This is a genomic window from Glaciecola punicea ACAM 611, assembly GCF_000252165.1.
GTDB lineage: Bacteria > Pseudomonadota > Gammaproteobacteria > Enterobacterales > Alteromonadaceae > Glaciecola > Glaciecola punicea.
The window spans coordinates 112936-126456 of sequence record NZ_BAET01000028.1 but is presented as its reverse complement, the minus strand read 5'-3'; the positions used below and the strand labels follow the sequence as shown (position 1 = coordinate 126456).

General features: G+C 44.6%; 12 protein-coding genes, 1 other RNA gene and 1 pseudogene. 7 read left to right on the top strand and 7 right to left on the bottom strand.

Annotated elements, in window-relative coordinates:
- The first annotated feature begins 114 nt into the window (after nucleotides 1-114).
- Entirely contained in the window at nucleotides 115-1416 is a 1302-nt protein-coding gene (locus GPUN_RS10720) for a DEAD/DEAH box helicase (RefSeq protein ID WP_006006555.1), read from the top strand.
- A 17-nt stretch (nucleotides 1417-1433) separates the two neighbouring features.
- On the opposite strand, the gene GPUN_RS10715 is transcribed toward GPUN_RS10720, so the two are convergent.
- The 4 genes from GPUN_RS10715 to GPUN_RS10700 all read right to left on the bottom strand — a co-directional run bounded on the left by GPUN_RS10715 (nucleotide 1434) and on the right by GPUN_RS10700 (nucleotide 5752).
- Entirely contained in the window at nucleotides 1434-2333 is a 900-nt protein-coding gene (locus GPUN_RS10715) for a DapH/DapD/GlmU-related protein (protein ID WP_006006554.1), read from the bottom strand.
- Between the two features lie 93 nt (nucleotides 2334-2426).
- Nucleotides 2427-3680, bottom strand: coding sequence for a UbiH/UbiF/VisC/COQ6 family ubiquinone biosynthesis hydroxylase (locus tag GPUN_RS10710; RefSeq protein ID WP_006006553.1), 1254 nt, complete (start codon nucleotides 3678-3680; stop codon nucleotides 2427-2429).
- A gap of 43 nt (nucleotides 3681-3723) precedes the next feature.
- A complete protein-coding gene (gene pepP / locus GPUN_RS10705; RefSeq protein ID WP_006006552.1) occupies nucleotides 3724-5067 on the bottom strand; it encodes a Xaa-Pro aminopeptidase in 1344 nt (447 codons plus the stop codon).
- Nucleotides 5068-5170: 103 nt separating this feature from the next.
- The gene (locus tag GPUN_RS10700; protein ID WP_006006551.1) at nucleotides 5171-5752 is read right to left on the bottom strand and encodes a UPF0149 family protein; all 582 of its coding nucleotides are present in this window, start codon (nucleotides 5750-5752) and stop codon (nucleotides 5171-5173) included.
- Nucleotides 5753-5995: 243 nt separating this feature from the next.
- Here GPUN_RS10700 and ssrS point away from each other — a divergent pair.
- The 6 genes and pseudogenes from ssrS to serA all read left to right on the top strand — a co-directional run bounded on the left by ssrS (nucleotide 5996) and on the right by serA (nucleotide 10751).
- A non-coding RNA gene (ssrS, locus tag GPUN_RS14010) (6S RNA) lies at nucleotides 5996-6179 on the top strand.
- Between the two features lie 92 nt (nucleotides 6180-6271).
- Nucleotides 6272-7177: a ribokinase gene (locus tag GPUN_RS10695; RefSeq protein WP_006006550.1), complete on the top strand. Its 906-nt coding sequence runs from the start codon at nucleotides 6272-6274 to the stop codon at nucleotides 7175-7177.
- 37 nt (nucleotides 7178-7214) lie between these two features.
- Nucleotides 7215-8159: a nucleoside hydrolase gene (locus tag GPUN_RS10690; RefSeq protein ID WP_006006549.1), complete on the top strand. Its 945-nt coding sequence runs from the start codon at nucleotides 7215-7217 to the stop codon at nucleotides 8157-8159.
- A 17-nt stretch (nucleotides 8160-8176) separates the two neighbouring features.
- A pseudogene (locus tag GPUN_RS14665) lies at nucleotides 8177-8776 on the top strand (5-formyltetrahydrofolate cyclo-ligase); the annotation flags it as partial.
- 45 nt (nucleotides 8777-8821) lie between these two features.
- Nucleotides 8822-9475 (top strand): ribose-5-phosphate isomerase RpiA, encoded by a 654-nt coding sequence (gene rpiA / locus GPUN_RS14660; protein WP_040520986.1) that lies wholly within the window; start codon nucleotides 8822-8824, stop codon nucleotides 9473-9475.
- A 46-nt stretch (nucleotides 9476-9521) separates the two neighbouring features.
- Entirely contained in the window at nucleotides 9522-10751 is a 1230-nt protein-coding gene (gene serA / locus GPUN_RS10680) for a phosphoglycerate dehydrogenase (protein ID WP_006006547.1), read from the top strand.
- Nucleotides 10752-10842: 91 nt separating this feature from the next.
- Here serA and GPUN_RS10675 read toward each other — a convergent pair whose 3' ends face one another.
- The 3 genes from GPUN_RS10675 to GPUN_RS10665 all read right to left on the bottom strand — a co-directional run bounded on the left by GPUN_RS10675 (nucleotide 10843) and on the right by GPUN_RS10665 (nucleotide 13518).
- On the bottom strand, nucleotides 10843-11595 hold the full coding sequence (locus GPUN_RS10675; protein WP_006006546.1) for a DUF481 domain-containing protein: 753 nt from the start codon (nucleotides 11593-11595) through the stop codon (nucleotides 10843-10845).
- Between the two features lie 204 nt (nucleotides 11596-11799).
- Nucleotides 11800-12639, bottom strand: coding sequence for a DUF481 domain-containing protein (locus GPUN_RS10670; protein ID WP_051987338.1), 840 nt, complete (start codon nucleotides 12637-12639; stop codon nucleotides 11800-11802).
- Nucleotides 12640-13275: 636 nt separating this feature from the next.
- The gene (locus GPUN_RS10665) at nucleotides 13276-13518 is read right to left on the bottom strand and encodes a DUF1289 domain-containing protein (protein WP_006006543.1); all 243 of its coding nucleotides are present in this window, start codon (nucleotides 13516-13518) and stop codon (nucleotides 13276-13278) included.
- Nucleotides 13519-13521 lie beyond the last annotated feature (3 nt).

Below are 13521 nucleotides of genomic sequence, written 5' to 3'. Positions count from 1 at the left end.
AATGCTGTATATTGCGCATTCATTTTTGAGTGTAGTAGCCGTTAACTTAGCTTTTATACCATCAAAAACCTAAATTACTGCCACATTGTTGCAACACTGCTACACAGGACACCCATGAAATTTTCAACTTTAGATTTAGCCGAGCCTCTTCAAAAAGCCATTAACGCCTGCGCATACGTAGACATGACGCCGGTACAAGAACAAACTATACCACCTGCCAGACGCGGCCAAGATTTGCTTGTACACGCGCAAACTGGCACCGGAAAAACAGCCGCGTTCGCCCTGCCTATACTGCAGCAAATACTCGACACCCCTAAAGACACTATTTCATGTAGCCCACGCGCGCTCATTTTAACGCCCACGCGAGAATTAGCTGAGCAACTTGCAGGCGCATTTCTGCGCTATGCACAGTTTACCGATATAAGCGTGACGGCCATGTACGGCGGTGTAAAAATGGGCGGGCAAACCAGCAAACTTAAAGTAGGCACCGACATTCTAATTGCTACGCCAGGTCGCTTGCTAGAACATATGTCGCTAAACAATGTCACTTTAGCCAACGCTGAATTCATTGTGCTAGATGAAGCCGATCGTATGTTAGATATGGGCTTTATTAGCGACGTAAACAATATTATGAGCCACGCTGCCAAAAAGCGGCAAACCTTGCTGTATTCAGCCACAAGCTCTGCGGCAGTGAATGAGCTATGCCATAAAATACTCACCAACCATAAAGAAGTGAGGGTGAGTAAACTCAACTCCACAGCGTACACCGTTAATCACATTATGTATCCGGTTGAAGAGTCGAAAAAAGTCAACTTGTTCAAAACCTTGCTAAGAGAAGAAAACTGGTTTCAGGTGCTAGTGTTTACCAGCACCAAAGAACAGGCGGACCGATTAATGGCCGCCCTTAAGCAAAGTAAAATTGACGCCGCGGTGTGCCACGGTGACAAGAGCCAAGGCTCTCGCCGACGCGCGCTAGCTGATTTCAAGTCAGCTAAACTTCAAGTACTCATTGCCACCGAAGTAGCCGCACGCGGAATCGATATTCAAGGCCTAGACTATGTAGTGAACTACAACCTGCCCTATTTGCCAGAAGACTACGTGCATCGAATTGGCCGCACCGGTCGCGCGGGCAGTTCAGGCAATGCCATCTCTTTTGTGAGCAGAGAAGAAGAGCGCACCGTTAATCGGATTGAATCGCTTATTGGCGCGCCTATTAAACGCGTTATTAAGAAAGGCTTTGAAGTGAGCGACAGAGTAAGCTTACTAAAGAGTATTTCTAAAAACCGCCGCCCCAGTAAAACAAACAAAGCAAGCAACACTGACATAGGCGCTGACAGCCCAAAAACTCGCAAGCCTTCTAAACCGAGTAAAGCAAAAACCAAACCCAGTACAAAAGCTAAGCGCAATAAAACCTGAAAAGTGCCTAGTCTAACTTAGTCGTTACTATGTAAGCTGTCGTTCAAACCGCCCCATTTTGATGCGTCAGTCACAATAGCTTCCACCACACCGGTTTGGCTGTTTCTACGAAATAGCAAACCCGACATACCCGACAGTGCTCTTGCTGCAACTACTTCACCGTCAGGTGTTTTGACTTTAGTACCGGCAGTTACATATAAGCCTGCCTCAACAATGCACTCATCGCCCAGCGATATCCCAATACCCGCGTTAGCGCCCACGAGGCTTCTTTCGCCAATTGAATTGATTTGTTTTCCACCGCCTGAAAGCGTACCCATAATGGATGCTCCGGCGCCAATATCAGAGTTTTTTCCTACCACTACGCCCGGAGTAACTCTGCCTTCCACCATAGACTCGCCTAGAGTACCCGCGTTGAAGTTAACAAAGCCCTCATGCATCACCGTTGTGCCCGAAGACAAGTGCGCGCCTAACCTAACGCGATCGGCATCGCCAATTCTTACGCCCGGCGGAATAACATAGTCGGTCATGCGCGGAAATTTATCGATAGATGTTACGGCAAGCTGGTGGTGTTCGTCGGCAATTAGGCTACGAAGTTCGTCAACTCGGGTAGGCAATACAGGGCCAGCTGAGGTCCATGCGACGTTGTTAAGCAAACCAAAAATACCCTCTAAGTTCTGCTCATTGGGCTTTACTTGGCATTCCGAGAGCAAGTGCAAGCGCAAGTAAGCCTCTTCTGCACTTTTCGCAGGCTGGTCTAAGGACTCGATTTCTACCGTGACAAAGTCACTTTTAACTATACCTACCTTGTGTGCAAGACAGCTTCTTAAGTGGCGTTTGTTGTCACGGGCAAACCAAACGTCTATGGTTTTGCCACTTAGCGAGTCTGAATAACGGTGTCCTATGCGACTAATTTTCATTTTTTACCTTTCTAATACTGAATTTAAATGTCGGGATTCATATGGTGAATAAATAAAGGGTAATACACTTAACGCCCCAAGGGCACAGAAAAATCATCCCATCGCTTGGGCGATGAAAAATGCTTTTACGCCGGGCAGTTTATTAGCGCCTAACAAACCTACGTTTCTAATTAGTTTTTTAAATGCCTGTTCTCCATCAAAGAGGCGTTTAAAACCTTCCATAGTGGCAATGACTTTCATCGCTTCAGCTTTACGACAGCGTTCGTATTTGCGCAGCATGCCTACCTCGCCTAAACTGTCTTTGTGCTTTGCCACAATGTCTAAGAGGGTAAGCACATCGCTTATGCCCAAATTAGCGCCTTGTCCTGCCAATGGATGAATGGTGTGAGCAGCATCGCCTATTATGGCCACGTGCTTGCATGTCCATTTATTGGCGTAGCGCATGCGCAATGGGAAATCAACCCGCGGTGTATTTAAAGTAACGCTGCCGTAGTGATTATTGATCGCAACTTGTAGCGCCTTTTCAAATTCCGCGTCGTTTAAATCCATCAACTTTGCCGCCTGATTGCTTTGCTGCGAAAATACTATAGACGACTGATGCGGATCGCTCAGCGGTAAAAAAGCTAAGGGGCCAAAAGGCGTAAAGGCTTGGCGCGCTGTATTTCCATGAGCGTACTGCGTGCTTACGTTCGCCACAATACCGTGGTGATCATAATCCCAAAAGGTATGCGTAAAACCAAAGCTTGAGCGCACCTTACTGTTGGCCCCATCGGCGCCGACTAACAATTTGGCCGATGCGTGAAAAGCCTCTGCTTTATTTGGCTCTATGAGCAGCGACGCACCCGATTCGTTTGTATGTAAGTCACTTGCTTTAGCATTAAAATAGCAGTCAGCGTTGGCGTAATGGGTAAGCTGCTCAAACAAAGCCGCGTTTATGACCTCATTTTCAATAATATGTCCTAGCGCTAGCTTGGGTGTACCCATGGTGGGCACTGAGTGAGTATCAAATGCAATCTCACCAAAGCCATCTGTGTCCCATACATGCATGTGGGTGTATGGCTGCATTCGCGCAATCTTATCCCATACGTCTAGATCTTTTAATAGTGCTTCGCTGGCACTACTAATCGCGCTTACTCTGGCGTTAAATACAGGTGCTTTATCGCCTTTAATAGGTTTTGGCTGTTTTGGCTGTTTGCCAGCGTCTACCAGCACAACTTTTAGCGACTGCTTGGCCAAGCCAATAGCCAAGGTTAGCCCAACAATGCCTGCCCCAATAATGATAACATCGTATTGTATAGCGCCTTTTAAGGGGGCTAAATAGGCTTGTGAAACCACTTTTTTACTCAAACTCTTGTGTCCTGTCATTAGATTTAGTGAGGATTAATACGGTTTAGCGTGATTTAACACTATTTTGCGCCATATGCGCTTCAATATCTTCAATGCGTTTAGGCACATTGCGTGTTAACACTTCATTCCCACTGCGGGTAATCACAATATTGTCTTCTATTCTTACCCCAATGCCTTTGTACTTTTCTGGCACATTTGCTTTTTTGCTAACATAAATACCCGGCTCTACGGTCATTACCATGCCAGCTTCGAGTAGTCTGTCATGCCCATTTTCTTTGTAATTCCCCACATCATGTACATCTAGGCCTAAGTAGTGCCCTAAACCGTGCATAAAGTAGGCTTTGTAAGCCTCCTCTTCGATACAGGTGTTTAGTTCACCCTTGAGTATACCTAAGTCGAGCAAACCTTGCGTGATCATAATTACTGCGCTTTTCATCACCTCAGCAATAGTGCGACCCGGTACAAGCTGGCTTATGCTGCTTAACTGGGTTGACAGCACAATGTTGTAAAGCTCTTTTTGGGCCTCGCTAAATCGCCCATTCACGGGAAAAGTACGGGTTATATCGGCGGCATATCCTTGAAATTCACTGCCTGCATCAATTAACACAAGATCACCGTCGGCCAAGGCATCTTTGTTTTCAACATAGTGCAAAATACACGCATTTTCACCGCCGCCCACTATGCTGTTATAGGCAGCATGGCGAGCGCCATGCATGGCAAAAGTGTATAATATGGTCGCCTCTAGCTGATACTCAAATACCCCAGGCTTGCATAAGGTCATGGCGGCCTTGTGAGCGGCGCATGATATGTCGGCGCTTTGCTGCATTAGGGCAATTTCTTGCGGAGACTTTATGACGCGCATTGCATGAATAAAACGACTCACATCGACTATTGATGCAGGCGCTTGCTTTGACTGTTTAGGCGCGTGCTTGCATACGCTCATGGCGCATTGCACAATGTCATCTGAGGGTAAGTTGTCACCTAGTGCGTAATATAAATAGTCGTGTCCGTCTAGCATGTCGGGTAATATTTCGTCTATGTCGTCAACGCAGTATGCGGCGTCAAGTAAAAGCGCCCGAGGGGCATCGCTTATGCCGAGTCTGCGCCCGTGCCATATCTCGGCGAAGTCATCTTTTGGACGCAAAAACAAGGCCGTGTGGGGCGTTGAGGCGTGAGTCGAACTATTCGATAGGACTAAAAAACAGTCTGGTTCATTAAACCCCGTTAAGTAATAAAAATCACTATTTTGCCTAAATGAATATTCAGTATCATTGCTGCGAACGGTCTCTTGTGCACTCGGTATTATGACAATAGCGTTTGTCTTTAAGTTACGTAAAAGGCGCAAACGTCTTGCTTCATATTGCGCCGTGTCTATGACTACATTCATGCGTATTCTCTTTTGGGCAACGTTTGTACGATACATACGCTGCTTGTTATATCTTAGCTTATAAAGTCTTTACTATCAGTAATCTTGGGTGAAAAAGACTTACTTAATGCACCGATGGTGACTCGTGTTTAGAATCAATTATCGACTTGCCGAGTTCATTAAAGCACAGCATGGCACCTATTCGCACATATTCAAGGACTTCAAAAAGTGCCCGCTCTGACTCCTCGCTAGCTTCCATCTCTTCATCAAGTTTGACTATGTCGCTGAAATCTTCTAGCGCTTCTTTGGTCTCGGGCGAACAAGCGGTAAGATCGTTTTGATGAAGGGCGAAGCCGAGTAAAAATCCTTGCACCCAATTAACAAAAGCACTGCCGCGCTCATTTATAGGGGTACTATCGTGGGGCAGACATAGGGTTAAGGCAAAGTCTGCTTCAATCAACTCTTGGCATATTCTATCAAACATTTTTTCAATTAAAGACTGCGCTTCAGGCGGTATTACCTCACCTTGATGAATAACATCGGCAAGCGCTTCAATCCATTCTTGGTCGTCAATGTTCATACCGCCTGCCAGCATGCCGCATAAAATGCCGTGGACTTCTGCTGCATCCACAATGATATTGTGCTTTTTAAGCACCTCAGTTACGGTATCGTAGTGTAACGTGGCCGTTAATTCTTGATTGGTCAAAAGTGACTACCTCGCTGTGAAAATGCTTAATTCGTTGATGTGCATCGTAGCAAAGGGCGGGCAATTTTGAAACTAAAGTTAACGCGATAATGCCACAGCACTGGCAAGCTTTTTGCTAAGGACCGCTTTGTGAGTGAATATCACTTCACACCGCTTTTAACTCAGCTTAGTTTGTTGTAATATTCACACCAGTGGAAGCAACAAGCAGCAAGTAACGCTGATTGTACTGCCATTAACATCCTATGCTTCCTGGAATGTTTGCATGTGCGTTTCATGTTCCTGGCCGATGCTATAACCTAAGGAAGTTGACTCTATTGCTATTGCGCAAGCTCGACATGTATCGAGAAGCCTACGGCAGTGATGATACATCCGCCGTGTCCTATTCGGCACACGGACGAAAAACGTAAAGCGGCATTTTGGGAAGCACCACTTTTTGAAACTGATTGAGTGAATTAATCATCACAATACTCATGCTCAACGGTTACCACACAACATTGTTATCCGTATTTAGGAGTTGTCATGGCGGTTATTAACTTTGGCTCAATTAATATTGACCATATTTATACAGTTCCTCATTTTGTAAGCCCTGGCGAAACCTTATCTTCTTCACATTATCACAGCGTGCTTGGCGGCAAAGGCGCTAATCAATCTATTGCCTGTGCTCTTGCCAACTGCGAGGTAAAGCACGTTGGCGCGGTGCATAAGAACGATGCACCTTTTGTTGATATTTTACACACCGCTGGTGTAAACACCGACTTTATCGATCAACAAAGCAATACCGCTACAGGGCACGCTATTATTCAGGTAAACAGCGAAGGCGAAAATGCCATTGTCCTTTTTGCTGGCGCCAATCATCAGCTTAGCTCAGTGCGAATAGACAGCATACTTAACAACGCTGGCAAAAACGACTGGGTCTTATTGCAAAACGAAACCAACGCCATTGGCGACATTATCGACAAAGCCGCTGCGCGTGGTTTACTTATTGCCTTTAACCCTGCACCCATGACACCAAATATTGCTGCCTTAGCGCTTGATAAAATAAGTCTGTTGTTTGTTAATGAAGTGGAAGCAATGCAGCTGACGCAAACCACCACGATTGATGATGCTTGCGTTGCCTTGCACAATAAATACCCCAACACAAAAGTTATTTTAACACTTGGCAAAGCCGGCGTTAAATACATGCACAAGGGCCATGAACGCGTCGTTTCAGGTTTTAACGTTAATGCGCTTGATACCACCGCCGCAGGCGATACTTTTACCGGCTATTTTTTAGCGACCTACATTAAAAATGAAGCCGCTGGCATAAGCGACCCAGAACTTGCACTAAAAACAGCTTGCGCAGCGGCGGCGCTTTGCGTGACCAAGTCTGGCGCGGCTCCGTCCATTCCAAGTGCCAGTGAAGTTGCTCAATTTTTAGCTGAATAAGCCAAAAATTACCCACAAAACCTTTTTGGATATATAAATGACACACAAAATAATACTTGATACCGACCCCGGTATAGACGACGCGATGGCGATATTTTTTGCCTTTCAAGCCAAAGAAATTGAGGTATTAGGGTTAACCACTGTCTATGGCAACGTACCCGCCGATATGGCTGCTCAAAATGGTCTTGCTTTGGTAGAACTGGCCGGTGTAGATATTCCTGTGTGTAAAGGCGTTACTCGGCCATGGGTGGGCGCTGAATCTACCTATGCACACTTTGTGCACGGCGAAGACGGCTTTGGCAATATTGATCATCCGCCTACCACGCGTACGCTTGACCCGCGCCCCTCTGCCCAATTTATTATCGATATGGCGCGCAAATATCCAGGGGAAGTTACCATTGTAGCGGTTGGCCCCTTAGGTAATTTAGCCCTTGCTCTACGCTTAGAGCCAGCCCTACCTTCGTTAATTAAAGCGGTGAATATAATGGGCGGTGCCGCTTTTGTGCCGGGCAACGTAACACCGGTGGCCGAAGCGAATATTTGGAACGACGCCTACGCCGCAGAAATTGTATTTGCAGCAGACTGGGAAGTTAACATGTTTGGCTTAGACGTTACCTACGACGTGCCGTTTCCGCCAGAGTTTATTGCGTCTTTAGAAACCGTTAATCCCGTGTTGGGCGGATTTGTGGCAAAGTCATCTAAATTTTATTCGGATTTTTATTCACAAGGTAAGCCTCAGCGCGTGTGTTTTTTTCACGACGCGTTTCCGCTAGCGTATATGCTACAGCCTGATTTATTTGAAATGACATCAGGGCACATGCGCATTGGCACTGACAAACTACACCAAGGGCAAACTAGCTTTGCACCAAAAAACTCAACGATAAGTCCGCATTGGCTAGACACACACATGGTGAATGTTGCCACTCACGTTGATCACAGCGCCTTATCTTCCCTATTTGTTAGCACCTACGCGCTAAAATAGACCACTGAGGTTTTGCCATGAACCTTAACAGCAGTGCTACGAAAAACGGTTCGCGCGCACAGTTAAGACAGCTTTATAAAAATAAACGAAGCGAACTTAGCGCATTCGAGCAAAAAAAAGCAGCGCGTAATATTGTGACGCGCGCTGTTGAAAATGCGCTATTCGTTAAGGTTAAACGAGTAGCGCTTTATGCCAGCGTTAACGGCGAACTAAATACCCAGTATTTAATTGCATATTTGTGGGCGCAGGCAATAGAGGTATACTTGCCTGTCGTACATCCCTTTAGTGCAGGCCACCTTATATTTTTACGCTACACTGGCGACACTATTATGCGGCCCAATCGCTTTGGTATACTTGAGCCTGAATTGGACGTGAATACCTTGTGCCCGCTTAATGAGCTCGACCTTATCTTTACGCCCTTAGTGGCCTTTGATACTAACGGCAACAGACTGGGTATGGGCGGCGGCTTTTACGATAGAACTTTGCAAAGTATGCGTGCTAACGAGCGCTTGCCAAACGCCAATTTATCAGCAAAACAGGCAAAGATCATAGGCTTAGCGCATGATGTACAGCGCGCCTCATTGTTGCCTGCACAAGATTGGGATATTCCGTTATCGGCCGTGTTAAGTCCTACTACGTTCTACCTATTTAAAGGAAGCAGCATGAACCAAGACCAGAAAAAAAAGGCCGCAGCAATAGCCGCTATAGAGTATGTTACCACCGGCTCTATAGTAGGAGTTGGTACAGGCTCAACCGTTAACTTTTTTATTGATGCGTTGGCCAAACTCAAACACGACATTGTGGGCGTCGTTTCAAGCTCTGACGCTTCTACTGCGCGGCTAAAAAAGCACGGCATTACCGTATTTGATTTAAACGAAGTAAACGCCTTGGATATTTATGTAGACGGAGCGGATGAAATTACCGAATATAAACACATGATAAAAGGCGGCGGCGCAGCCCTTACTCGCGAAAAAATTGTGGCGGCGGTCGCTAACACCTTTATTTGTATAATTGACGACACCAAGCTTGTGTCAATGTTAGGTAAATTCCCACTGCCTGTTGAGGTGATACCGCTTGCACGCTCATATGTGGCGCGTGAAATTGTAAAACTAGGCGGCGATCCTATGTATCGTCAAGGCATCGTAACCGACAATGGCAATCATATTTTAGATGTATATAATCTTGAAATACTTGATCCGCCTGGACTTGAAGCAACATTAAATCAAATTGTAGGCGTCGTCACAAACGGTCTATTTGCACACAGAGGCGCGGACATTGTGCTTACGGGCACACACGATGGCGTAAAAAAAGCTTAAGTAAAATGGCAACAACAGCACTTTTCAAAGGATAGGGTAAGCAGTAATGAGTAAGAAATCGCTAGCTAAAAACAAAATAAGAGTGTTGTTACTAGAAGGGCTGCATTCAAGCGCGCTTGAAACCTTCAAAGCAAATGGCTATACCAACGTAGAGTCTATCAAAACATCTTTAGTTGATGACGAACTCATCGCTAAAATTAAGAATGCACATTTTATTGGCATACGTTCACGCACGCAGTTAAACGAAAAAGTGTTAAAAGCTGCCAAGAAGTTGATCGGCATTGGCTGTTTTTGTATTGGCACTAACCAAGTTGATTTAAAAGCGGCAGAAAAGCGCGGTGTAGTGGTGTTTAATGCGCCTTTTTCTAATACTCGCTCAGTGGCTGAACTAGTACTTGGCCAAATTATCGTTTTGCTACGCGGCATTCCTGAAAAAAATGCCTTGGCGCATAAAGGCCTGTGGCAAAAAAGCGCCATTAACAGCTATGAGGCGCGCGGCAAAACCTTGGGCATTATTGGCTACGGTCATATTGGCACCCAGTTAAGCATTCTAGCTGAGCATTTAGGTATGCGCGTGCAGTTTTTTGATATTGAAGATAAGCTTGTATTGGGTAATTCTACTCAAGTTAAGTCGCTTAAACAGCTGCTTAACACCTCAGATGTGGTGAGCCTACACGTACCTGAAACCTTACACACCAAAAACATGATTGGCAAACAAGAGATTGCGCAAATGAAAGACGGCGCCATTTTAATTAACGCGGCGCGTGGTTCGGTCATTGACATTGATGCACTTTGCCAGGCCCTTGAAGACAAGAAATTAATCGGCGCGGCTATTGACGTTTTCCCGGTTGAGCCTAAGTCAAATTCAGAAGCGTTTAGCTCGCCTTTACGTAAATTTGACAACGTAATATTGACCCCGCACGTGGGAGGATCAACCCAAGAAGCGCAGCAAAATATTGGGGTTGAAGTGGCCGGCAAACTGGTAAAGTATAGTGACAATGGCTCAACGCTATCGGCGGTTAATTTTCCTGAAGTGTCCTTGCCAGAGCATACCAAGAGGTCACGTTTGCTGCATATTCATGAAAACCGTCCGGGCGTACTAACTCAAATTAACCAAGCATTTGCAGATAAAGGCATTAATATTGCGGCTCAGTATTTACAAACCAGCGAGAGTATCGGTTATGTCGTGGTCGATATTGAATCTAAAAATGAAGCGGAAGGTCTAGAGCAACTCGCCAATATTCAAGGCACAATTAAAACTCGTTTGCTTCAGTAATCGTTCCTGTGCAGAAAAAAGTCAAAACGTTCGCTCGTTTTGACTTTTTTATTAAGATTACAAGACGACAAGATATTGAGGCTTAGCACCTTTAGAAAAAAGTATACACCAAGGTAACTGCAGTTTCGGTGTCTAGTTTGTCAACGTTTTCTCCAACATCGCTGTTATGGTCAAGTTTTAAGGAAAGCTTCATGGATAAGCCACCCGCAATTTGCGCCGTTACCGCCGTTTCTGAGCGAGACTTGGTATTGTCTGAGCCAATTTCAGTACTCAGGTTTTGTGTAAAGCGTGCTGTCTCAGACAAACTCAGGCCATAGTTGAGCGCACCACGAACAATAATGCCGTTTTGGCTTTTTCCTGACTGCTCTTCTGCAAAGGCATAACCAGGACCCACACTGTAGCTAAAATTGCTTTTTTCATCATCCCATAACTTTTGGTTCCAACCGGCCGCAAGTGTTGCTTGATATTTAAAGTTGCTAAATCGGTCGTCTTCATATGACGCGAATCCAAACAAACGGTAACTGGGGTTTGCTAGTTTAAAGTTGCCTTGCGCCGATGCAAAAAACTTTTGCGCCGAGGTTTGCTCAATGTCTTCTCCCATTTCACTTTCGATGGTATCTCTTTTATAGAGACCTTTTATTAGGTACTCATTGCTCCAATTTTCTAACTCTTGTTTAACATTTAAACCAACACTGGCTGATGTCGTTTCAGTGTTTCCGGTGGTGAAAATAAAACCAAACTCACCGTCCATTTCTAATTCTTTGGCTTCTTTTTTTTCTTGTGCAAAAGCAGGCGCCGCGCAGCATAGTGATAACATCGCAAACGCGATTAATTGCTTATTCATTACATTTCCTTTTACTGAATGTTTTATCTGAATGTTTATTTACCTGAGTATTGGCGTGCCCATATAAACGCTGCACTATAATTAACCTCTTTAAAGCCTGTATTTTAAATACTTTTATGTCTAATACAAGGCTGTCGTAACGATCTGTGAGTGGGTAATACACTTACATAAACACTGTTTTGAGGGCATATAAACTTGCCCACACTAAAAAAATTGATACACCAGCGATATACTCGTTTGCGTTGATAGGATACTGTCTTGGCTTGCCACATTGTCGTTTACAAAAAGATCGACACTCACTTTTAACGCTAACTTTTTAAACAGCTTAGCGCTTAGCGATGATTGCGCTTGTGCTCTTGAAATTTCTTGACCTAGTTCAGCCGATAGCGTTTGCCTAAACCTAGCATTTTCACCGAAGTTTATATTGTAATAGAGCGTGCCTCTTACAATCATCTCTTCAATCGTTCTGTTGTTACGCGTTTGGCGCAAATGACTGTAGCCGGGACCAATACTATACCTAAACTCTGATTTTTCATGCCTAAATGCCACTTTACTATAGCCCATGACTAAGGTTGCTTGGTCTCGCAGGCGGTTGAATTCGTTGTCATCATATTCCATGTAGGCAAACAAGCGGCTGTTAGGCTGTACCAATTTATAATCAAACTGGGCAGAGATTTCAATTCGACCAGTTTGCACTCTATCGGCGTCGTTAACGCCGCGTATAACGTTAGTTCTTTGCAAAAACTGGCTTTCGTAGCGATTACTCCAGCTGGTCATTTCATGATTAGATTCAACCGCAAATTTAATAATACTGGTGTCGGTGTTACCCGTGGTGTTGAGCAGGCCTATTTCTCCAGCTAAGGTGAAAGGCTTTAGATCATTGTCTTGTTCTGCTTGTTCGCGGCTTTTACTATAGAGGGCTTCTAATAAGTTCTTTTCTTGACTCAGATTCCTGAAAAAATCAGATGCTTTATCTGCTGCCATTGCCGCGTAAGGTAAGAACACCATGATAATACACAATATGTAGGTAACAAGCTTCGGCATAGCGCAATCTTAAAATATAAAGCGCGCATGATTAAAGGTAGACTATCGATAACATAAAGCGTACTTAGCTAAGTTATTAGCTGGGCTATTTTGCTTGTTTCTGACTGCGCGAACCTATGAATAATATCATATTCATAATCATTTAAGCCAATGGATTTTATGACTTGTTGAGTCGCCCTAGGTTTTCGCAGGATTGATTGGCCTTGATTTAGGCTAGCTATGGTTATTGCCTACATAGAGTTTATCTTTCGTCTTTGTGAGCGTACAGGACGTATTTTTCTTCCGTTTGAGTTGCACATAACAGTCCGCTTAAATTTAGAAGGATACCCATTACAAAAAAAGCGCTGAACCACGTTCTTTCATTTGCTGAGTAATAGCTTAAGCAATAAGGACTGTTCGCACTGATTTCTCCCAAAACAACGAAAAATCTTAACAAGAAGAATTTACAGATTTGAAGGCCCCTTTAGCCGTTTCTACCATAGATATACCGCGCTAATGACATTTAGCGCATTGGGCACGCTGGTTATTTGAGCCGAGAAAGGTAATAGGACTTATACGGATTGTGTCGACTTTATACCTTTAATAGCGCATGTTTTATAATTAACCCTAATCAAAGAAAATAAGAATAAGCACTTATTAAAATAAATCGTCCTGCTGAAAATGGATGTCGCTGTCTTTTGATTTCGCCTTGCGCGCATTGAAAGCTTTTTTGCGCCTATTGCAGGCAGACACTATGATACGCTTGGTGTGATCATCTACGTCCTGCCAGTGGGTGCGCTCTTCTCTGCTTCGAAAACAGCCAATGCAGTAGCCTCTAGGGCCCGATTCACAAATGCCAATGCACGGGCTTGGAATAATAAAAAACTCCATTTGCTGCATGTA